Consider the following 21,410-nt stretch of genomic DNA (forward strand, 5'->3'; position numbering starts at 1 on the left):
CCAGCCGCAGGCCCTCGGGCAGCCCCAGGTTCCTGGACAGCCGCAGGCCCTCGGGCAGCCCCAGGTTCCTGGACAGCCGCAGGCCCTCGGGCAGCCCCAGGTTCCTGGACAGCCGCAGGCCCTCGGGCAGCCGCAGGTCGCCGTGCCGGCGCAGGTGCCCGGGCAGGGTGGGCCGGATGGCGTCGGGGACGCGATCGGCGAGGACGGGCGGCACGATGCCGTTCCGCATGACCAGTCCGGCGACCACACCCCGCCCCAGCCGCACCCCACCAGCGCGCCGACCGGACGTCGTCGCCGTGCCGTGGCCCAACCGGCGGGTACGACCGCGCAGGAGGCCGCCGGTCAGCAGGCCGCGCAGGGTCAGCAGGCCGCTGTGACCGTTCCGGCGCAGGGCCCGCTCCCGGCGGGCGTACAACTCGCCCCGGGTCAGCCGGTCCCGGCACAGGCTTCCCCCGGTCAGTCCGTCCCCGTACAGGCCCAGGCACCCGGTGTTCCCTTGCAGAACCCCACCGGGCAGGTCGCGCTGCCCGCTCAGCAGGCCCAGCCGGTTCCGCCAGTGCAGCCGGGCGCGGCTCAGCCGGTGGCCGGGGCGGGCATGCAGCCGGTTGCAGGGCAGCCGCTTGCGGCGCCTGGTGCGCAGGCTGTGCCTGGGGCGCCCGGGGTACCGGCGGCTCCCGGACAGGCCCTGCCCGCAGAGGCCGGTGCCGGCGTGCCGGTCGGCGGTGCCACCGGTGCCGTACCCCCGCAGGCCGCGCCGCAGCCCGGTGCCCCGTTGCCTCCCGAGGCGCAGGCCGTGGCCGCCGACCCGGCCGTCGATCCCAACTCGACGCAGGGGCGGGCGATCAGTGTGCGGACGCTGGGGCAGGGCGTGCCGTTCACGCGTCAGGCCGCGCAGGTGCAGCAGCCCACGACGACGCCCGCTCCGCACAACCCGGGCGGTTCGGGGCGGCGGCGGAAGCTGGGAACGCGGACCGGGGCGGGGGCAGCGCCGGAGCAGGCGGCCCGGCCGCATCCGGGCGGCGAGCAGACGCCCGCGCAGGTCCCCCAGCCGTCCCTGGCCGGCCAGTCGCGGCTGGCGCAGGCCACCGAGGGCAGCGGACGGTCGTACGCCATAGGCGCGCCGGACGAGAACGCAGCCGAGGGGCCCGAGCCGCTGGACGGTCCGGGCGGTGCCGTGGAGATCGCGGACACCCCGCGGCCCGTCCCGCTGGACGACGAACTGCCCCCGGAGCCCCTGGACAACCCTCGGCGGCTGCTGGTGTGGCCCGCCCCTGACGTGACGACCCAGCAGGCGCTCAGCGACCGCGGGTACCGCCCGGTCATCGTGCACTCGCGCGAGGAGGTCGACGCGCAGATCGCCGCGTTCCCGGCGGCGCTGTTCGTGGACCCGCTGACCGGGCCGATCACCCGGACCGCGCTGCAGTCGCTGCGGGAGGCCGCCGTCACCGCCCAGGTGCCGGTGATGGTGACCGCGGGACTGGGGCAGGCGACGCGCGAGGCGGCGTACGGCGCCGATCCCGCCGTACTGCTGAAGGCGCTGGCGCCGCGGGACAGCGAGCAGCATCCGCCGCGGGTGCTGCTGATCGAGGAACACGCGGAGATCGCGCTGGCGTTGACCGCGACGCTGGAGCGGCGCGGGATGCAGGTGGCGCGGGCCGCCAGCGACGCGGACGCGGTGACGCTGGCGGGACAGCTGCGGCCGAACCTGGTCGTGATGGACCTGATGCAGGTGCACCGGCGGCAGGCCGGGATCATCGACTGGCTGCGCGCGAACGGGCAGCTCAACCGCACCCCGCTCGTCGTGTACACCGCCGCCGTCGACCAGGCGGACCTGCCGCGGCTGGCGTCCGGCGAGACGGTGCTGTTCCTGGCGGAACGGTCGACGAGCGCCGAGGTGCAGTCGCGGATCGTCGACCTGCTGGCGCGAATCGGCACCAACTGACCGCCTACTGACCACCGACTGACCACCGACTGACGCGGACACGGGCCACGCCAGTCGGTGCCCGGGGATGCCGGGGTCCGTCAGAGCTGGGTGACGTCCAGGTCGCCGTCGGCGTACCGCCTGCGCAGGACCTTCTTGTCGAACTTGCCCACGCTCGTCTTCGGCACCGCCTCGATGATCGTCCAGCGCTCCGGGAGCTGCCACTTGGCGATGTGGCCCTCGTCGGCGAGGAAGGCGCGCAGGGACGCGAAGTCTGCGGTGGCGCCCTCCTTGAGGACGACCGTGGCCAGCGGACGCTCGCCCCACTTCTCGTCGGGGACGGCGACGACGGCCGCTTCGGCGACCTCTGGGTGGGACATGAGGGCGTTCTCCAGGTCGACCGAGGAGATCCATTCGCCGCCGGACTTGATGACATCCTTGGCGCGGTCGGTGAGGGTGAGGAAGCCCTCGGGGGAGATCGTGCCGACGTCGCCGGTCTTCAGCCAGCCGTCCTCGCTGAACTTGTCGGCGGGGCGCAGGGGTTCGGCGTCCGGGCCGTTGTAGTAGGCGCCCGCGATCCAGGGGCCGCGGACCTCCAGCTCGCCCGCCGACTCGCCGTCCCAGGGCAGGCGTTCGCCGCCGGGGCCGCTGAGCCGCGCCTCGACACCGGCCGGGAAACGGCCCTGCGTCAGCCGGTACCCGAACTCCTCGTCCGTGCCCACCACATGGGCCGGCGGACGGGCGATCGTACCGAGTGGGGAGGTCTCCGTCATGCCCCAGGCGTGACAGACCCGCATACCGAGCTCGTCGAAGGCCTCCATGAGGGAGGGCGGACAGGCGGAACCGCCGATGGTGACCTGGGTGAGGGAGGAGACGTCCCGCGGCTTGGCGTTCAGCTCCGCCAGCAGGCCCTGCCAGATGGTGGGGACGGCGGCCGCGTGGGTGGGGCGCTGGGTCTCGATCATCTCGGCCAGCGGGCCGGGCTGCAGGAAGCGGTCCGGCATCAGCAGGTTGACGCCGGTCATGAAGGTGGCGTGCGGCAGGCCCCAGGCGTTGACGTGGAACTGCGGCACCACGACCAGCGAGGTGTCCTGGTCCGTCAGCCCCATCGACTGGGCCATGTTGACCTGCATGGAGTGCAGGTAGATCGAACGGTGGCTGTACACCACGCCCTTGGGGTCGCCCGTCGTGCCCGACGTGTAGCACATGGCCGCGGCCTGGCGCTCGTCCAGCTCCGGCCAGTCGTACGTCGTCGGCCGGTCCGCGATCAGCTCCTCGTACTCGTGCACCCGCGCCCGGGCACCCTCGAGCACCGAACGGTCACCGGGACCGGAGACCACGATGTGCTCCACCGTCGGCAGCTTCGGCAGCAGCGGGGCGAGCAGCGGCAGCAGCGAACCGTTGACGATCACGACCTTGTCGGCCGCGTGGTTGACGATCCACACCAACTGCTCTGCCGGCAGCCGGAGGTTGAGCGTGTGCAGCACCGCGCCCATGGAGGGGATCGCGAAGTAGGCCTCGACGTGCTCCGCGTTGTTCCACATCAGCGTCGCGACCCGGTCGTCGCCCTGGACGCCGAGCTCGTCCCGCAGGGCGTTCGCCAGCTGCACCGCGCGGGTGCCCGCCTCGGCGAAGCTGCGTCGATGCGGCTCGGACTCGCCGGTCCAGGTGATGATCTGCGACCGTCCGTGCACCAGCGTCCCGTGCGTCAGGATGCGGGTTACGGTCAGCGGTACGTCCTGCATCGTGCTCAGCACGGTGTCCTCCCGGGGCGACATTGCCTACGCGGCGGTAACGTATGCGCTGATTCTGCGCACATACCGCGCGGTATGTCACTAGGTGCCGGTGATCGATCGCATCACTGCGGTCACCAATAGCCTCCAGGTCGGCGCATTAACGCACAAGCCCCAGCTCAGGGTCCTCGCGGAGTTTCCCGAGCGCACGGGATACCGCCGATTTCACCGTGCCCACCGACACGCCGAGCACCTCGGCCGTCTGCACCTCGCTGAGGTCCTCGTAGTACCTGAGGACGACCATCGCCCGCTGCCGGTCGGGCAGCTTCATGATCGCCCGCCACATCGCGTCGTGCAGCGCCTGCTGCTCGGCCGGGTCCTCCCCGCCGGGCGCCGGCTCCGGCTCCGGCATCTCCTCGCACACGAACTCGTCGACCTTGCGCTTGCGCCACTGCGACGTCCGCGTGTTCAGCAGCGCCCGGCGCACATAGCCGTCCAGCGCACGGTGGTCCTCGATCCGCTCCCAGGCGACGTAGGTCTTGGTGAGCGCGGTCTGCAGCAGGTCCTCCGCGTCGCTCGGGTTCGCGGTCAGCGACCGGGCGGTACGCAGCAGCACCGACTGCCGGGCCCTCATGTACGAGGCGAACGACGGGTACGACAGGGTCTGCGTCGCCGGGGCGGCGGCGGTCGAAGCGCTGGTGCAGACGGGTGTGGTCATGGACTACACGCTAGGAGCGAGGGCGCCTCCGGCTCATCGGCCGCAGGTCCCGAAGCCGAGTCCCCCTCAGGTTGTAGGGGTGGGGTTGACTGCACCTCCTGAAGGTGGACGAGGGGGTGACACGAACTGCGGGATTACCCCTGGGGGAGCACCCCGGGCTCCTGCCGTCGCTCCGTCCGGGCGACCCCCGTGCCGGGATCGCGCGAGGTCGGGCGGTCGGCCGCCGGACCGGGCCCCAGGTCAGCCGTCCGCCGTCAGGACCAGGCCGGAGGTGGGTACGCCGGTGCCCGCCGTGACCAGGACCCGCTCCGCGCCCGGTATTCGGTTCACCGCCGTCCCGCGCAGCTGTCTCACCCCTTCGGCGATCCCGTTCATCCCATGGAGGTACGCCTCTCCGAGCTGTCCGCCGTGCGTGTTGACCGGCAGGCTCTCCCCGGCCATGAACTCGGCCCCTTCCCCCTTGCCGCAGAACCCGAACTCCTCCAGCTGCATCAGCACGAACGGTGTGAAGTGGTCGTACAGGATCGCCACGTCCACATCGGCCGGCGTGAGCCCGGAGGTCCGCCACAGCTGGCGGGCCACCACGCCCATCTCGGGCAGGCCGGTGAGGTCGTCGCGGTAGAAGCTCGTCATCTGCTCCTGGCCGCGCCCGGCGCCCTGGGCGGCCGCCGCCACGACCGCGGGCGGGTTGGGCAGATCGCGGGCGCGCTCGACGGATGTCACGACGATCGCCTGGCCGCCGTCCGTCTCCTGACAGCAGTCCAGGAGTCTGAGCGGTTCGACGATCCAGCGGGAGGCCGCGTGGTCGGCGAGGGTGATCGGTCGGCCGTGGAAGTACGCCGCCGGGTTCGTCGCCGCGTACTTCCGGTCGACCACCGCCACATGCCCGAACGCCTCCGGGGTCAGCCCGTATGTGTGCAGATAGCGCTGCGCCGCCATCGCCACCCAGGAGGCCGGGGTGAGCAGTCCGAACGGCAGGGACCAGCCGAGCGCGGTGCCCTCCGCGGACGGCTCCCGGTGCTGCACGCCCGAGCCGAAGCGGCGTCCGGAGCGCTCGTTGAAGGCCCGGTAGCAGACGACGACCTCGGCTACACCGGTGGCGATCGCCAGCGCCGCCTGCTGGACGGTGGCGCAGGCCGCGCCGCCGCCGTAGTGGACGCGCGAGAAGAACGACAGCTCACCGATCCCGGCCGCCTGCGCCACGGTGATCTCCGGGCTGGTGTCCATCGTGAACGTCACCATCCCGTCCACGTCGCCCGGCGTCAGCCCCGCGTCCTCCAGCGCCGCCCGCACCGCCTCCACGGCGAGCCGCAGCTCACTGCGTCCCGAGTCCTTGGAGAACTCGGTGGCCCCGATCCCGACGACGGCCGCCCGGCCACCGAGGCCGTCCCGGCCGCGGACACTCATCGGGCACCTCCTGAGGGGGCGACGGTGCGGGTGGGCACGGGGGCGTCGGTGGGCACGGCGGTATCGGATCCCACGGCGCCATCGGTGGGCACGGCGGCACCAGAGCCCACGGCGGCGTCGGTGGGAACGGTTACCGCGTCTGCCGAAGGGACCGTGACCGTCACCGTGCCGGTTACGTGTCTGCCGATGCCGTTCGACCCGACCACCCGGACCGTCGCCGTCTCGCCGTCGACCTCTTCGACCGTACCCGTCAACACCATGGTGTCGCCGGGGTAGTTGGGCGCCCCCAGTCGTATGGCTACCTTGCGGAGGTGGGCCGTGGGTCCGAAGTGGTCGGTGATGTAGCGGCCCACCAGGCCGTTCGTCGTCAGGATGTTCATGAAGATGTCCGGGGAGCCCTTCTGCCGGGCCAACTCGGCGTCGTGGTGCACGTCCTGGTAGTCGCGGGAGGCTATGGCGCCGGCCACGATCAGGGTGCGGGTGATCGGGATCTCCAGCGGCGGCAGCTTCTCACCGGCCCTCATACGGTCTCCTCCTCTCGGGCGCGGAACACAGGCAGCACCAACTCGTCGTCGTACGACTCGAATTCGAGATGGACGGGCAGTCCTATGCGCACCTTGTCGTAGGGCACGCCGATGACGTTGCTGATCAGGCGGACGCCTTCGGCGAGTTCTATCAGGGCCACGGCGTACGGGGGGTCGAAGGCCGGGAAGGGCGGGTGGTGCATGACGACGTAGGAATAGACCGTGCCCTCGCCGCTCGCCTCGACCGTGTCCCAGTCCGGGCCACCGCAGGCGTTGCAGCCCGGCAGCCAGGGGAAGCGGAGGGTGCCGCAGGCTGTACAGCGCTGGATGAGGAGGCGGTGGCGCTCCACGCCCTCCCAGAAACCGGCGTTGTCGCGGTTGACGACCGGGCGGGGACGGCGGGCGGGTGGCCGAGTCCCGCTTCCGGCCGGCTGTTTCTCCTTGCTCTCCGATTCCTTGCGCCTCCTGCCCGAAGGGGCGTACTTGAGGATCCGGAAGCGGTGAGTGCCGACAAGATCGCGAGCAGCGCCGACCCGTACCTCCGTGCGTGTGGTGACGAAGTACCCCGTCCCCAGCTTGGTCGTCTTGCGGTCGGAGACCGACTCGATCACGGTGTCGAAGCTGACCTCGTCGCCGGGCCGCAGGGGCCTGACGTACTCCTGCTCGCAGTCCGTGGCGACGACCGAGGTGCAGCCCGCGTCGTCGAGGAGGCCGAGCAGCTCGTCGTACGCCTGCGAACGGCCCGTGTGCCCAGAGAGGCCTCCCATGGTCCAGGCCTGGAGCATGGTGGGCGGGGCGATGGCGTCCGGGCCCTCGTACGCGGGGTTGGTGTCGCCCATCACCTCGCACCAGTGCCGGATCATGGGCAGGTTGACCGGGTCCTTGCCCACACCGGAGACGGCGGCGGCCCGTCCCTCGTACGCCTTCAGCCGTGCGACCAGCTCGTCCTCGCTCACCATCGCCCCCTCGTCCCGCGCCGCATCGCATTGACACTTCTGGTACACCGCAGCCGCCGGTCGGGTTCCACGACCTCGGCGAGAGTTTTCTGACTGTCCGTCAGATCAGGTGGACTGTCAAGGTCGTCCCCATGCGCTGTGAAGGTCGTTCCCGTGCGCCGTGAAGGTCGTTCCCGATGCGCCGCGAAGGGTCGTCCCCGATGCGCAGTGAGGGCCGTCCCCGATGCGATGCGAAGGTCGCCCCCCACGGCAAACACACGTCTGCGCGGCGGCACCGAAGTACCGCCGCGCGACGCATTACCCCCCACCCCCCGGGCGCCCGACTCCGCGAGTCAGGGCCGTCGGCTCACCACAGGTGGCTGAAGTGGACGGCGACGTTCTCGTTTCCCTGCTGGATGGCGGTGAACGCGGAGCCGTTGACCTGCGCGGTGTTGCTCTGGTTCGAGGCACCGGAGCCGACCGCGTTCTGCTGCGTGGTGGACGAGTTGCCGTTGTTGTTGTGTCCGACGCCGCTGCCGACGACGCTCGCGACACCCGCGTTCGATCCGTCGCCCGCGAAGGCGCCGTTGTCCGCCGCCGCGACGCCGGCGAACAGGGCGGCTGCCAGCGGGAGGGCGGAGACGGCGGCGATGACGCGGGCGGTACGGATGCTTGCCATGTTTCTTCCTCCAGAACCCGGCCTTCTGGCCGGTAGTGCGTCAAGTGAAGCTGTTACCAAGGCAGTTGGCCGACCGCCTCGGTGCTGTGCACGACGTCGCGAGACCAGGGTTGCCCACCGAATCCCCGGCGAACCACCCCGGAAGCCTCGATTCCCTCTCAAGCGCTACGACAAGTCGATAAACCCCTTTCGCCACTTTCCATATCCAACTCGGGGCAGAGCGGGCACCCGGCCTTCAAGTGACAGAAGGGATGAAGCGTTCCGGCAGTTTTCCGGCCAATCTCTCCCGACGGGCGCGTCACGTTCGAAGACCCTTCCCTTTTTCGAACATGCGTACGAACATAGAGGCATGGCCACCACCGACCGGCAGGCCACGACGCTGGCCCTCGCACACGCCCTGTCAGCCGCCGAGCGCGGACTGGCCGTCATCCCCCTGTCCCGGACGAAACTCCCGGCCCTGCGCTCCCCTCACCGCGACGACCCCGAGCCCCGCCCCTGCCACGGCGAGTGCGGACGCCTCGGCCACGGCGTGTACGACGCCTCGACCGACCCTGCGCGCATCCGCGAACTGTTCGCCGCGGCCCCCTGGGCGACCGGCTACGGCATCGCCTGCGGCCTGCCGCCCCACCACCTGATCGGCGTCGACCTCGACACCAAGACCGGCACGGACTCCTCGACGGCGCTGCGGGAACTCGCCTTACGCCACCTGTTCACCATCCCGGACACGGTGGTCGTGCTCACCCCCAGCGGCGGCCGCCATCTGTGGCTCACCGGCCCGCCGGACGCGGCCGTCCCCAACTCCGCCGGCCGTCTGGCCCCGGGCATCGACATCCGAGGCGCCGGCGGCTACCTCGTCGGGCCGGGCTCCCGCACCGACCACGGCGCCTATACGACGGCCCCCGGCACCGCCCACCTCGCCCCGGCCTCCTGCCCACCGGCCCTGCTGCGCCTGCTGCTCCCGCCGCCACGGCCCGTCCACCCGGCGACGCATCCCTCGGCGGGAGACCACGGGCAGGGGCTGGTCCAGTTCGTCCTCGCCGCGCACGAGGGGCAGCGCAACACCCGGCTGTTCTGGGCGGCCTGCCGGGCCTACGAGAACGGAATCGGCCCCGCCCTGGTCGCCCCCTTGGTCGACGCCGCGCTCAACACCGGCCTGACCGAACGCGAGGCACGGGCGACGATCGCGTCGGCGGCGCGCATGACAGGGCACCGGCCGTGAGGCCACCGGCACCAAAAGCAAAGGAAGTCCATGCACGACCGCCCTAGAGTGCGGTTCATGTCGCTGACCCGCGTGATCCTCACCTCCGGCCGCTCCGTCGAGCTCACCGAGCTTCGGCTGTCGTCGACGTACGGCGGGATGCTGGAGGGCTATCCCTGCAGGCTGGTCAACGACATGAAGATCAAGGGCCTGCTCCACACCGCCGAGCGCGTCTTCCCCACCACCCCGGTCCATCTCGTCCCGCCCGCGCGCGAGTACCCCGACCAGTACTCCGGCGCGTTCGGCCCGGTCGAGGTCCTGCCGCCGGTCGCCTGCGTCGGTTCCCTGCACTCCGCACCCCTCGATCCCGCCCACGATCCGGTCCTGTACCGCTCCTCCCTCACGGTCATCTGGTTCCAGCCGACCCCGGACGTTCCGCACGAATGCGACGCGGAGGCGGGTCTGCGGGAGGTGGACTGGGCGGGACTGGCACGGGACTTCGAGCTGTAGCCCGAGCGCCGCCCGGATGCTGCCTAGTCCAGCATCCCCAGGGCCGTGTCCGGCTGGCACTGCGGACAGGGCTTGATTCCGTCGGCGAGCGCGCGCCGTGCCTGGTCGCGGCTGATGCCCTGGCTGCGCCTGCCCGCGTTCCAGCAGTCCCCCACGTGCACGTACTCCGGTGCGGTGTGCCGGTTCAGCCCCACCTCGATGAGCCACTCAGGCGCCGGCGGACGGGCCTGGATGCCGCGCTGGCGCTCTGCCTCACGGCGTTCCTCGTCGAGGATCCACCGGCGGGTGCGGGCGAGGTCCCGTTCCTGCACGCGCTCGAGGAAACGGAGCAGTGCGAGTCTCGACGGGACCGGGTCGTTCACACGTTCGATTCTAAGATCGTGGCGACAACCTGCAATCCCCGGGACGGTGCATTGCACGCGGAAGGGGTGCCGCTCCGTGGAGGGGCACCCCTTCTGACACTGACCCGCAGGCTTCTGACCTGCGAAGCGGTGGGTGTGGGATTTGAACCCACGGTGACATCGCTGCCACGACGGTTTTCAAGACCGTTCCCTTAGGCCGCTCGGGCAACCCACCCCGCGCCGTCCAGGAGATCGAACGGCGCGGGGACCAGGGTAACGGGTCCGCACGCGCGCGTGGGTCGGTTGTTGATCGACCGGGGAGGTACGCGCGCGTGGGGGCGGCGGGGTCAGCTGTCGCCGACGCGGGAGCCGAGGGTCAGGTCCACGGTGTGGGACTTGCCGTCGCGCTCATAGGTGATCGTGACCTTGTCGCCGGGCTTGTGGGTCCAGATCTCGCCGATCAGCGTCGGACCGGAGTCGATCACCATGTCGTCGAGCTTGGTGATGACGTCCCCGGGCTTCAGGCCGGCCTTGTCGGCAGGACCGCCGGACTCCACCGCGGGGGCGCCCCCGGAACTCTGCTCGGTGATCTTGGCGCCGTTGCCGGAGTCCTCCAGGGAGACGGACGCGCCGATCTTGGCGTAGACGGGCTTGCCGGTCTTGATCAGCTGCTGGGCCACGTACTTGGCCTGGTTGATCGGGATGGCGAAGCCCAGACCGATGGAGCCGGACTGGCTGGTGCCGCCCAGGCCCCCGCTGCCGGTGGACTGGATCGCCGAGTTGATGCCGATCACGTTGCCCTGGGCGTCGAGGAGCGGGCCTCCCGAGTTGCCCGGGTTGATCGAGGCGTCCGTCTGCAGGGCGCTCATGTAGGAGGCGTTGGTGCCCTGTCCGTCACTGGAGGCCACCGGGCGGTTCTTGGCGCTGATGATGCCCGTCGTCACCGTGTTCGACAGGCCGAAGGGGGCGCCGATGGCGATCGTGGAGTCGCCGACCGCGACCTTGTCCGAGTCGCCCAGGGTGAGCGGCTTGAGGTCCGACGGGGGGTTCTTCAGCTTGATGACGGCGACGTCGTAGCCCTGCGCGTGTCCGACCACCTCGGCGTCGTACTTCTTGCCGTTCGGGAAGGTGGCCGTCAGCTTGCCGCCGTCGAGGGCGTCGGCGACGACGTGGTTGTTGGTGACGATGTGGCCCTGGGTGTCGAAGACGAACCCGGTGCCGGTGCCGCCCTCGCCGTTGGTGGACTCGGCCTCGATGGTGACCGTGCTGGGCACCGCCCGGGCGGCCACGCCCGCGACCGTGCCAGCGTCGCGCTTGACGGCGCCGCCGCTGGTGGAGGAGGAGACCGTCGTGGAACCGCTGTTGTCGTCGTTGTTCTTGGCCAGCGTGTAGCCGAGACCGCCGCCCAGACCGCCGGCGACCAGCGCGGCCACCAGGATCGCGGCGACCAGGCCGCCGCGGCCGGACTTCGGGGACTGCGGCTGCTGCTGGTAGGAGGAGCCCCAGCCGGAGTTCGAGCCGCCGGAGCCGTCGGCGTACGAGGGGGTCGCGGGCGGCGGGGGCGGCCAGGAGGCGTCGGGGGCCGAGCCGCCGGAGCCGCCGTGGCCCTGGGGGTTGTGCGGTTCCGTCGACGCGTACGCGGGCGCGTGGCCCGCGTACGGCAGGTCCTGCCCCTGCGGGCCGGGAGCGCCCTGTGGAGCGGGCGGGAGCGGGGTGGTCGGCGCGCCCCCTTCGGGGTCCGCGGGTGCCGAGGGAGCGGGAGCGTCCACCGGCACGGGGGGTGCAGACGGGGCCGGGGGTACCGCGGTGCCCTCGTTCTCGGTGCTCACAGCTTCTCTCCTCGATCCACGGCTGTTCTTCTCGGTCGCACTCGGTCACGCCCGTTCACGTTGCTCGACGGTCCGGCGCGCTGCAGCTGTGCATGTCCTTTTGTATGCCGTCAGCTTTTCCCATGAGCCGTCAGGGCACCATAAGCGGTGCCTGTGGGTCCGGGGCCTTTCCTTATATAGGTCATGACTCGCAAAAAGGATGCATTCTCTGCCTCTTCGACGCCACGACTACCCCCTGGCGGTGGCACCATGACGCGGTGACCCACGTACGGCAGCACACGATCCAAGTCGTCGCCCACCGCGGAGCCTCCGAGGAGGCCCCGGAGCACACCCTCGCCGCCTACAAGAAGGCGATCGAGGACGGCGCGGACGCCCTCGAATGCGATGTACGCCTGACGGCCGACGGCCACCTGGTCTGCGTCCACGACCGTCGCGTCAACCGTACGTCCAACGGCCGGGGCGCGGTGTCGGCACTGGAGCTCGCCGATCTGGCCGCCCTGGACTTCGGTTCCCGCAAGGCTCGCGAGTTCTGGCGGACGCGAGACGAGGAGCCCGACTGGGAGTACCTGCCCGAGGGGCGTGAGCACACCGCCGTACTCACGCTGGAACGGCTGCTGGAGCTGGTCGCGGACGCCGGGCGGCGCGTGGAACTGGCCATCGAGACCAAGCACCCCACGCGCTGGGCGGGGCAGGTGGAGGAGCGGCTGCTGGTGCTGCTGAAGCGGTTCGGGCTGGACGCGCCCGCCTCGGCCGCGGAGTCCCCGGTCCGCGTGATGAGTTTCTCGGCGCGATCGCTGCATCGCGTGCGGGCCGCCGCGCCGAACCTGCCGACGGTCTATCTGCTGCAGTTCGTCTCACCGCGACTGCGGGACGGGCGGCTGCCGGCCGGTGTCCGGATCGCAGGCCCCTCGATCCGGATCGTGCGCAACCAACCGGGGTACATCGAGCGCCTGAAGCGGGCGGGCCACCAGGTGCACGTGTGGACCGTCAACGAGCCCGAGGACGTGGACCTCTGCCTGGAGCTGGGGATCGACGCCATCATCACCAACCGCCCGCGTGCGGTGCTGCGTCAGCTCGGCCGTTGATGGTGTGCCACTGGTAAAGACCTGTGAAGAACTCTTGACCCTTCGCCCCCTTTAACGCCATTCTCCCACTCCGGCGACCGTCGAAATCAGGCCACTCGACTACAGGGAGTGCTCCGGCGCGTTCGATCCGTATTCGATCGTTGCGAATGCGTCACCGGGCTCGTGCCGGCCGGTTTCCGGTACAGGCCAATGGGGCATCCACACCGTGGCGTGGGGCGAAGGAGGTCTCGGGGGTGGCGTTGGTGGTGGCACAGGAGGTGCCCACGTCGTCGAGCATGGCCGTACCCCATGGCCCTGCGGGCGTGGGGGAGGCGAGACACCGTATGCGTGCGCAACTGCGCAGGGGCGGTGTGTCGGAAGCGGTCATCGACGATGCCGTACTGATTCTTTCCGAACTCTTGAGCAACGCGTGCAAACACGGCCGGCCACTGGGCGACGCCCTGGCCGGTGACGGTGACGTCCGCGCGGCCTGGCGGGTCGACGTGAGCGGCAGGCTCACGGTGGAGGTGACGGACGGCGGCGGGCCCACCCGCCCTGCTCCGGCGACGCCCTCGGTCACCGCGCACGGCGGCCGCGGGCTGAACATCATCACCGCGCTGGCCGACGACTGGGGCGTGCGGGACGACGCCCGGGGCGAGGTCACGGTGTGGGTGGTCGTCCACGAGGACGTTCACGACCCGGACGCCGGACGCCGGCGCGACGACTTCGCCACTCGCGTCACAGCACCGACGGTGTCACGGATCCCCGGAATGCCCGGCCTGGAGTTCGCGGACGCGTTCGACGACCTGGACTGAGGCGCCGGTTCCGGGACAGGCCGGCACGTTGTCCACAGGTCGCCACGAGCGTCGCCGGTTGTCCACAGGCTCCCGTCGCTCATGGCGTGAACGGCTAGGCTCCCGACGTACGAGACGAGCCGTAACCGGGAGACACCCACGATGGCCAAGAAGCGACCCCAGACGAAGGCCAAGCCCCAGATCGCCGATGGAGAGATCCCGGTCGTCGGCGCGCGCGAGCCCTGCCCCTGCGGCAGCGGCCGCCGCTACAAGGCCTGTCACGGCCGGGCCGCCCAGCACGCGGTGACCGAGCTGGTGCACCGTCCCTTCGAGGGACTGCCCGGTGAGTGCGACTGGGTGGCGCTGCGCGAGCTGGTTCCGGCGGCCACGGTCGAGCTGACGCTGAAGGACGGCCTCCCCGAGGGCGTTCCGTCGGTCACGCTCGCCACGGTGCTGCCGATGGCCTGGCCGGCGCTGCGCCGCGACGACGGCTCGGTGCTGCTCGGCCTGCAGAACGACATGGCGTCGGGCGACATCAGCCGCGACCTCGCCGACACGCTCCGGCGCGCGCTCACGGCCGAGCCGGGCACCCCGGTCGAGGGCCGGCGGGCGCCCTCCGACGGCCCGCGGCTGCAGGAGCTGCTCGATCCCGAAGGCGCGTTCGAGCCAGTTGTGCACAGCGGTTTCGAGTTCTGGGTCCCCGACCCGGAGAACGCCACCCCGGATGTGACCGCCTCGCTGGAGCGGGCCAACGCCGCGGCCATCCCGACCGTGAAGCTGACCGGGGTGGACGCCGCGTACTGGTGCGAGACGCCGGAGAAGAACCACCTGCGCTGGGTCATGCCGCACGAGGAGGAGCGGCTTCTGGACGCTCTCGCGCGGCTGCACGCGGCGGGCCGGTCGAACCTCGGTGACGGCACCCGCCTCGTGGGTTCCTTCCGCGCTCACGGGCTCACCGTGCCGGTCTGGGACCTGCCGAGTTCGGTCACCGCTGAGGACATCGAGAAGCCGGCCGCGGAGTTCGCCGAGCGGCTCGCCGCTGCTCTGGCCTCGGACGCGCCGCTGACCGCCGACGAGCGCCGCGCGCGCGGCGGCCTCACCAACCGGCAGGTCACGCTCAGTTGACAGGCGGCGACGAAATCGGACGGGGCTGAACGGCGGATCAGCCCCGCCGGGTCGCGGGCGACCGGCGACCACGCGCACAAGTCCCGCCAGGGGCACGGCACATGGGTGACCGGAAAGCCCGGATCGAATTTGCGAACCGCCGATCTCTTGTTACCGTTCGAGTAGCCCGGTTGCTGGTGCATCCCCCGTCGCCAGCAACCGGGTCTTTTTCATGCCGCGCTTCCTTTACGGAATGCCGTCGCTCGTCAACTTCCCGCGGTGTCCCCGGAGTTGCTCCCGGACCGCAGCAGCAGCGGCCCGCTCCCGGCGCGCTCCGCGAACTCCGACACGGCCGTGTAGCCGTCCAGTGAGTCCCGGGTGCGCTCCCGTGGCGTCTCACAGGTCCCCGGCTCGTCCCCGCCGTCCACGGCGCAGTTCGTCTGCACGGTCCGGCCGCCGGGGCCCATGAGGCTCAGGACGGAGTCCAGGGCCCGGCCGGTGGCGTTGCGGTAGTAGGTGCGCGCCCAGGTGTCCTGGCCCTGCGTGAGCACACAGGTCTGCGCCTCGACGCCCTCGGGGGAGGTGAGCTGGGGACCGCAGCGGGCCGCGGTGGCCAGGCCCAGGCCGAGCAGGAAGGGGGAGCTGCTGGGCTCGGCGGTGGGCAGCTTGGGGTCGTCGTGGGTCAGGGTGCGTACGACGGCACGGCCCTGGTCGCCCACCGGGCCCGCGGACGCCACGGCGAGCGGCAGCGCGACCGCGCACACCACGACGGCGGTGAGGGCGAGCAGACGGGTTCGGGGGTCCGTGGGGTGCCCACCAGAATGACGCGGCATAGAGCGGAAGATAACGACCACGCGCGCGTGTGCCGTCCCACGCGCGCTCGACACCCCTACAACTCGGGCGCGCTCACACCCGTACGAGTGAGGACCTCCACCGCCGCGTCCACCACGGGCTCGACGTCCGGGACCCAGGGGGAGGCGGAACCGGGCAGCGGCGCGCGCTCCCAGCGGATCTCGCCCTCACCGGTCTCGGACGGCGGCAGCGCGATGTAGCCGCCCTCGCCGTGGAAGCGCAGGGAGCCGGGGACGAAGTCCTTGGCGTAGAGCAGTTCGCCCAGCTGCTCCAGGGAGTACGGCTTCACCAGGATCGCCCAGCGGCCGGCCGAGGCCACGACCGGGCCCAGGCGCAGGCCCATGCGGTCCAGGGCTGTGAGGGTGTGCGCGGCGGCCAGGGCCGGCAGGCTCACCGCACAGGGCGCCGAGCCGCCGGTGGCCAGGACGATCGGCGCCGCGGGCCGGTTGGTCCACCACCAGCGCACCATCCGGGCGTCGGTGGTGGCGGCGAGAAGACCGGGGTCGAAGGGATGCGCGCCGGGCACCGTGCACTCGGGGTCGGGGCAGGAGCAGCGGGAACGTCCCTGCGGATCCGCCGCCACACCCGGGAGTACGGGCCACTGCCATTCCGTCGCGAAGGTCAGGGCCGCGCTGATCAACTCAGGCCTTCCGTCACTGCGCTGGGACAGGAGCCTGCGTCGCCTTCCGAGGATCTCGCGCATGAGCGCTCGTTCCTTTCCGTTGCACCGCTGGCAACACCGTGGGCCACATCACACCATGTGTCGATCACTTCACTGTGCGTACCTGTTGGCGCATCACACCCCTGCTGGAGGCAAGGGGAACCCCTATGGGTAGAACGTGGGCTGCTTCCGTGGCAGCCTCGCCACCCATACTGCGTCAGTCAAAAGCATGGGCATGGCGGGGGGTGGCGAAGTCTGGCGTTTTGCCGTCCCGCGTATTTCTCTTCGCCTCCGCCACGGGAGGATGGGGCACGGTCGTCGGTGGATAGGACGCCCGGGTCGGTCACCAGGTTCCGGGTGGCTGTCAACCACCCCTGGTCTTCTCCGAGTACGTACCCATCACGACCGCTGTGACGCTCCGTGGAGCAAGGCCAGTCGACCGCAATACCCCGTTACCCGAGGCAGTTTTAGGCCAACTTTGCTTTATGGCAGGCGAGGCACTCGCTTACCACGGACACCAGGAATCCCAGCAGGACAATGCTGGACATCCCCTTACGAGTGCGTGTACATGTGGAGACACTGCTAGCGGCGCAGAATGACATGGGGGTTTGCGATGCTTTTGAGCAGTACGCACCGGTCGGAAAGCCGGACGCCATGAACGCCCCTCACCCTCCGAAAGTGGCTGGAATCGATTCAACGGTTCCCGCGCCCGCACACACTGTCGCGCCCGCGCCCGTCGCCTCGGGAGCCACTCCGGTCCCCCTGCCGAACGCGCCGGGAGCACTGCTCCAGGACCGCCTCGCGGGCTGGGTCTCGGACCTCACGACCCTCCATGAACTGACCGAACGGCTGGCCCGCACGGACGCACTCGCGGACGCCCTGACCGAACTGCTGCGCGCCGGAGCCGCCCTGGTGGGCGCCCGGCGCGGTCTCGTCGTACTGGAACCGGCCGACGGACTCGGTCCGGCCACGACGATCGGCCTGGGCCTCGGCCGGGCCGACCTCGGTCACATCGAGACCGTGCCGCGCAGCGCGATGCCGTACGGCCGCATCCTGGACGGACTGCCGGGCGCGGACGGCGAGATCGCCGAACCCGACCTGCTTTCCGAGGACGGCCTCGATCCCCGCCACCGCGAGGTGGCCGCCCGGCTCGGCTACGCCGCAAGCTACTCCCTCCCCCTGTCCGCCGAGGCCACGGGCCGCCTGGGGGCCGCCGTGTGGCTGTACGACGAACCCGCCGAGCCGGTCGAGCGCCAGCGCCACCTCGTCGGCCTGTACGCGCGGTACGCAGGGGAGCATCTGGGCCGGCTGGTCGAAGTGGAGCGCACGCGTGCGTGCATGGCGACGATGACCGAGGAGCTGCTGCCGTCCCGGCTCCCCCGCGTCGCCGGGGTCCAGCTCGCCTCCCGGCACCGCACCGGCCCGCGTGGTGGCGGCGACTGGTACGACGCGCTGCCGCTGCCGGACGCCGCCCTCGGCCTCGCGGTCGGCTCGGTGACCGGTTCCGGGCCGAGCGCCGTGGCCGCGATGGGCCGGCTGCGGGCCTCCCTGCGCGCGTACGCCGTGATGGAGGGCGAGGACCCGGTGGCCGTCCTGTCGGACCTGGAGCTGCTGCTGCGCCTCACCGAGCCCGCCCGCTCCGCGACCGCCCTGTTCGCCTACTGCGAACCCGCGTTGCGCAAGATCACCCTGGCCGGCGCCGGACACTGCCCGCCGCTGCTGGTCGGCGAGCGGCGCACCGAGTACGTGGAGACGTCGGTGTCCGCGCCCCTGGGCATGCTCGCCTGCTGGGAGGCGCCGAGCGTGGAACTCGAGGCCCAGCCCGGTGAGACGGTGCTGCTCTACACCGACGGCCTGCTGCACCGCACCGGGGATCCCACCGACCGCGCCTTCGCCCGGCTGCACGCTGCGGCGGCCGGTGTGCCGAGGGCGCTGCGCCACGACCCCGACGCGATCGCCGACCACGTGCTGCGCACCGTGCTGCCGGAGGGGCTGGACGCGGCGGCCGGCGAGGAGGACGTCGTCCTGCTGGCGGCACGGTTCGAGTGAGCCGGAGGTGTGTTCTTCCGTACGCGCGCCGCTTCCCTCGGTAACAGGCCTTTCGTCCCTGGGCCCCCTTCCGTACGACCGTACGATGGAGGGGGTCCAGTGCCGTATCGAGGAGGATGACCGTGGCCGAAGAGCTCAATCCGGCTGAGACATCTGCTGCTGCCGCAGCGGACCCGGAGACTGAGTCTGAGGAGCCGATCAAGCAGCGCAAGAACGGCCTGTACCCGGGCGTGTCGGACGAGCTGGCCGAGAACATGAAGTCCGGCTGGGCCGACACGGAGCTGCGCGACCTGGAGCCGATCGCCCAGGCCGCCGAGACCGCGGCCCGCCGCGCGGCGCTGTCCGCGCGCTTCCCGGGCGAGCGTCTGGTGATCCCCGCGGGCAACCTGAAGACCCGTTCGAACGACACGGACTACCCCTTCCGGGCATCCGTCGAGTACGCGTACCTCACGGGCAACCAGACCGAGGACGGCGTGCTCGTGCTCGAGCCGACCGCCGAGGGCCACCGGGCGACGATCTACCTCCTGCCGCGCTCCGACCGCGAGAACGGCGAGTTCTGGCTCTCCGGCCAGGGCGAGCTGTGGGTCGGCCGCCGGCACTCGCTGACCGAGGCGGAGAAGCTGTACGGCATCCCGGCCTCCGACGTGCGCGAGCTGCCCGACGCGCTGCGCGAGGCGAGGGGCCCGGTGCGCGTCGTGCGCGGGTACGACGCCGGGATCGAGGCGGCGCTGACCGACAAGGTCACCGCCGAGCGCGACGAGGAGCTGCGGGTCTTTCTCTCCGAGGCGCGGCTGGTCAAGGACGAGTTCGAGATCGGCGAGCTGCAGAAGGCCGTCGACTCGACGGTGCGCGGCTTCGAGGACGTCGTACGCGTGCTCGACAAGGCCGAGGCGACCAGCGAGCGGTACATCGAGGGCACGTTCTTCCTCCGCGCGCGGGTGGAGGGCAACGACGTCGGCTATGGCACGATCGCCGCGGCCGGGCCGCACGCGTGCACGCTGCACTGGGTGCGCAACGACGGGCCGGTGCGCTCCGGTGAGCTGCTGCTGCTGGACGCGGGCGTCGAGACGCACACGTACTACACCGCCGACGTCACGCGGACGCTGCCGGTGAGCGGGCGGTTCAGCGAGATCCAGAAGAAGATCTACGACGCCGTGTACGACGCCCAGGAGGCCGGTATCGCGGCCGTGCAGCCGGGCGGCAAGTACCGGGACTTCCACGACGCCGCGCAGCGCGTGCTCGCCGAGCGGCTCGTCGAGTGGGGGCTGGTCGAGGGACCCGTGGAGCGGGTGCTGGAGCTCGGGCTGCAGCGGCGCTGGACGCTGCACGGGACGGGCCACATGCTCGGCCTGGACGTGCACGACTGCGCCGCCGCGCGCGTGGAGTCGTACGTCGACGGCACGCTGGAGCCGGGGATGTGCCTCACCGTCGAGCCGGGGCTGTACTTCCAGGCCGACGACCTGACGGTGCCCGAGGAGTACCGGGGCATCGGTGTCCGGATCGAGGACGACATCCTGGTGACCGAGGACGGGAACCGGAACCTGTCGGCGGGCCTGCCCCGGCGATCGGACGAGGTCGAGGCCTGGATGGCTTCGCTCAAGGGCTGATACGGGACGGATGGCCGGGTACCAGTGAGGTGCCCGGCCATCGACGTGCCTGGACACACGTACCTAGGGGGAGGGTTTTCGTGAACGACTTCTTGGCCGGTGTCGGGGTCGACCTGCATCTGGAGCCCGATGCCGGTGACGGCCGGCGGGTCGGGCTGGAGCGGGCCCTGCGGGACGCCGTGCGCGACGGGCGGCTGGCGCCCGGCACACGGCTGCCCGCCACCCGGCGGCTCGCGAGTGAACTCGGGATCTCCCGGGGGACCGCGAAGGCGGCTTACGACCAGTTGGTCGCCGAGGGGTATCTGACCGCTCGGCAGGGATCGGGGACGCAGGTCGCGCAGCTGCCCTCGGCCGACCAGGAGGCGCCCGACGCGGCCACGCACGCGCGTACCCCGCGTTTCGATCTGCGGCCGGGCAGCCCGGACGTCGGGGCGTTCCCGGCGGCGGCCTGGCTGCGGGCGCTCAGACGCGCCATCGCCACGGCTCCCCTGCTGGCGTACGACTACGGGGACCCGCGCGGCCGCACAGAGCTGCGGCAGGCGCTGTCGGGATACCTGGGGCGCGCGCGAGGGGTCATCGCGCCCCCGGAGCGCATCGTGATCACCTCCGGGTACGTGCAGGGGCTCGCGCTCCTCACGCGCGTGCTGGAAGGCGGCGAGATCGCCATGGAGGATCCGGGGCTGCCGTTCCACCGGGAGGTCGTGCGGCACAACGGCGGCACCGTGGTGCCGGTGCCGGTCGACGAACGCGGGGTGTGCGCCGACGCGTTGGCGGACGCGAAGGCCGTCGTCGTCACGCCCGCCCACCAGTACCCGACCGGCGTCACCCTGCGCCCCGAGCGGCGGCGGGCGCTGACGGACTGGGCACGCGCGCGTGACGGGCTGATCGTCGAGGACGACTACGACGGGGAGTTCCGGTACGACCGCCAGCCGGTGGGCGCGTTGCAGGGGATGGCTCCCGGGCAGGTCGTCTATCTGGGCACCGCATCCAAGACGCTCGGGCCGGCGCTGCGGCTCGGCTGGATGGTGCTGCCGCCGCACCTGGTCGACGCGGTCGCCGACGCCAAGCTGCACAGCGACCACCACACCGAGTCCATCGGCCAGCTGGCGCTCGCGGAGCTCATCGACAGCCATGCCTACGACCGGCACGTGCGCGCGTGCCGGCTCAGATACCGCAGGCGCAGGGACCAGCTCCTGGACCGGCTCGGCGGGCGACGGAACGTGCGCGGGATCGCCGCCGGGCTGCACGCGCTCGTGGAGGTCGCCGACGAGGCGGAGGTACTGAAGCGCGCCGAGGCGGAGGGGCTCGCGCTGGGGCGGCTCGGCGACCACTGGCACACGCCGGGCGAGGACCGGCCTCAGGGCGTGATCGTGGGGTACGGGACGCCTCGGGAGCGGGTGTATCCGGAGGCGTTGGAGGTGCTGGGCAAGGTCCTGGACGGCAGCTGAATTGGGCCAGCGAGGCGGCGGGTGATTGGGCCTGTC

General features: G+C 71.4%; 17 protein-coding genes, 1 tRNA gene and 2 pseudogenes. 9 read left to right on the forward strand and 11 right to left on the reverse strand.

The features are described from left to right. A pseudogene (locus ABZZ74_RS27135) lies at positions 1-1,942 on the forward strand (histidine kinase); the annotation flags it as partial. An 80-nt stretch (positions 1,943-2,022) separates the two neighbouring features. On the opposite strand, the gene ABZZ74_RS27140 reads toward ABZZ74_RS27135, so the two are convergent. From ABZZ74_RS27140 to ABZZ74_RS27165, 6 genes and pseudogenes are all read right to left on the reverse strand, one after another. Then, on the reverse strand, positions 2,023-3,699 hold the full coding sequence (locus ABZZ74_RS27140; RefSeq protein WP_356769168.1) for a long-chain fatty acid--CoA ligase: 1,677 nt from the start codon (positions 3,697-3,699) through the stop codon (positions 2,023-2,025). A 115-nt stretch (positions 3,700-3,814) separates the two neighbouring features. Further along, a complete protein-coding gene (locus ABZZ74_RS27145; protein WP_133049763.1) occupies positions 3,815-4,372 on the reverse strand; it encodes a SigE family RNA polymerase sigma factor in 558 nt (185 codons plus the stop codon). A gap of 240 nt (positions 4,373-4,612) precedes the next feature. Further along, a complete protein-coding gene (locus ABZZ74_RS27150; RefSeq protein ID WP_356769170.1) occupies positions 4,613-5,779 on the reverse strand; it encodes a lipid-transfer protein in 1,167 nt (388 codons plus the stop codon). Positions 5,780-5,922: 143 nt separating this feature from the next. Further along, positions 5,923-6,303, reverse strand: a pseudogene (locus ABZZ74_RS27155) (MaoC family dehydratase); the annotation flags it as partial. Continuing rightward, positions 6,300-7,262, reverse strand: a complete 963-nt coding sequence (locus ABZZ74_RS27160; RefSeq protein WP_356769172.1) for a bifunctional MaoC family dehydratase N-terminal/OB-fold nucleic acid binding domain-containing protein — start codon at positions 7,260-7,262, stop codon at positions 6,300-6,302. The pseudogene ABZZ74_RS27155 and the gene ABZZ74_RS27160, both read right to left, overlap by 4 nt. 343 nt (positions 7,263-7,605) lie before the next feature. Next, the gene (locus ABZZ74_RS27165) at positions 7,606-7,917 is read right to left on the reverse strand and encodes a hypothetical protein (protein WP_356769174.1); all 312 of its coding nucleotides are present in this window, start codon (positions 7,915-7,917) and stop codon (positions 7,606-7,608) included. Between the two features lie 349 nt (positions 7,918-8,266). Between ABZZ74_RS27165 and ABZZ74_RS27170 the strand changes: the two genes are divergently transcribed. Both ABZZ74_RS27170 and ABZZ74_RS27175 read left to right on the forward strand, forming a co-directional pair. Beyond that, the gene (locus tag ABZZ74_RS27170; RefSeq protein ID WP_356769176.1) at positions 8,267-9,136 is read left to right on the forward strand and encodes a bifunctional DNA primase/polymerase; all 870 of its coding nucleotides are present in this window, start codon (positions 8,267-8,269) and stop codon (positions 9,134-9,136) included. Positions 9,137-9,193: 57 nt separating this feature from the next. After that, complete coding sequence (locus tag ABZZ74_RS27175) at positions 9,194-9,625, forward strand: hypothetical protein (RefSeq protein WP_165955205.1); 432 nt, start codon at positions 9,194-9,196, stop codon at positions 9,623-9,625. Positions 9,626-9,648: 23 nt separating this feature from the next. On the opposite strand, the gene ABZZ74_RS27180 is transcribed toward ABZZ74_RS27175, so the two are convergent. The 3 genes from ABZZ74_RS27180 to ABZZ74_RS27190 form a co-directional block, all read right to left on the reverse strand. Further along, positions 9,649-9,987, reverse strand: coding sequence for a DUF6233 domain-containing protein (locus ABZZ74_RS27180; protein ID WP_356769178.1), 339 nt, complete (start codon positions 9,985-9,987; stop codon positions 9,649-9,651). A 127-nt stretch (positions 9,988-10,114) separates the two neighbouring features. After that, a tRNA-Ser gene (locus tag ABZZ74_RS27185) sits at positions 10,115-10,201 on the reverse strand. A gap of 112 nt (positions 10,202-10,313) precedes the next feature. Then, on the reverse strand, positions 10,314-11,795 hold the full coding sequence (locus ABZZ74_RS27190) for a trypsin-like peptidase domain-containing protein (protein ID WP_356769180.1): 1,482 nt from the start codon (positions 11,793-11,795) through the stop codon (positions 10,314-10,316). Between the two features lie 257 nt (positions 11,796-12,052). On the opposite strand from ABZZ74_RS27190, the gene ABZZ74_RS27195 reads away from it, so the two are divergent. The 3 genes from ABZZ74_RS27195 (at position 12,053) to ABZZ74_RS27205 (ending at position 14,778) form a co-directional block, all read left to right on the forward strand. Continuing rightward, complete coding sequence (locus tag ABZZ74_RS27195; RefSeq protein WP_133049771.1) at positions 12,053-12,880, forward strand: glycerophosphodiester phosphodiesterase; 828 nt, start codon at positions 12,053-12,055, stop codon at positions 12,878-12,880. 146 nt (positions 12,881-13,026) lie between these two features. Beyond that, the gene (locus ABZZ74_RS27200; protein ID WP_133049772.1) at positions 13,027-13,674 is read left to right on the forward strand and encodes an ATP-binding protein; all 648 of its coding nucleotides are present in this window, start codon (positions 13,027-13,029) and stop codon (positions 13,672-13,674) included. A 141-nt stretch (positions 13,675-13,815) separates the two neighbouring features. Beyond that, positions 13,816-14,778: a DUF5926 family protein gene (locus tag ABZZ74_RS27205; RefSeq protein WP_356769182.1), complete on the forward strand. Its 963-nt coding sequence runs from the start codon at positions 13,816-13,818 to the stop codon at positions 14,776-14,778. Between the two features lie 245 nt (positions 14,779-15,023). Here ABZZ74_RS27205 and ABZZ74_RS27210 read toward each other — a convergent pair whose 3' ends face one another. After that, on the reverse strand, positions 15,024-15,590 hold the full coding sequence (locus tag ABZZ74_RS27210; RefSeq protein ID WP_356769184.1) for a hypothetical protein: 567 nt from the start codon (positions 15,588-15,590) through the stop codon (positions 15,024-15,026). 56 nt (positions 15,591-15,646) lie between these two features. Then, positions 15,647-16,312, reverse strand: a complete 666-nt coding sequence (locus ABZZ74_RS27215; RefSeq protein ID WP_356769186.1) for a bifunctional DNA primase/polymerase — start codon at positions 16,310-16,312, stop codon at positions 15,647-15,649. Positions 16,313-16,807: 495 nt separating this feature from the next. Between ABZZ74_RS27215 and ABZZ74_RS27220 the strand changes: the two genes are divergently transcribed. The 3 genes from ABZZ74_RS27220 to ABZZ74_RS27230 all read left to right on the forward strand — a co-directional run bounded on the left by ABZZ74_RS27220 (position 16,808) and on the right by ABZZ74_RS27230 (position 21,374). Continuing rightward, positions 16,808-18,319: a PP2C family protein-serine/threonine phosphatase gene (locus tag ABZZ74_RS27220; protein ID WP_356769188.1), complete on the forward strand. Its 1,512-nt coding sequence runs from the start codon at positions 16,808-16,810 to the stop codon at positions 18,317-18,319. A gap of 116 nt (positions 18,320-18,435) precedes the next feature. After that, positions 18,436-19,926: an aminopeptidase P family protein gene (locus ABZZ74_RS27225; RefSeq protein ID WP_356769190.1), complete on the forward strand. Its 1,491-nt coding sequence runs from the start codon at positions 18,436-18,438 to the stop codon at positions 19,924-19,926. A gap of 80 nt (positions 19,927-20,006) precedes the next feature. Beyond that, the gene (locus tag ABZZ74_RS27230) at positions 20,007-21,374 is read left to right on the forward strand and encodes a PLP-dependent aminotransferase family protein (protein ID WP_356769192.1); all 1,368 of its coding nucleotides are present in this window, start codon (positions 20,007-20,009) and stop codon (positions 21,372-21,374) included. Positions 21,375-21,410: the final 36 nt, after the last annotated feature.

It is taken from the genome of Streptomyces sp. NPDC006476 (assembly GCF_040612015.1).
Lineage (GTDB): Bacteria > Actinomycetota > Actinomycetes > Streptomycetales > Streptomycetaceae > Streptomyces > Streptomyces griseorubiginosus_B.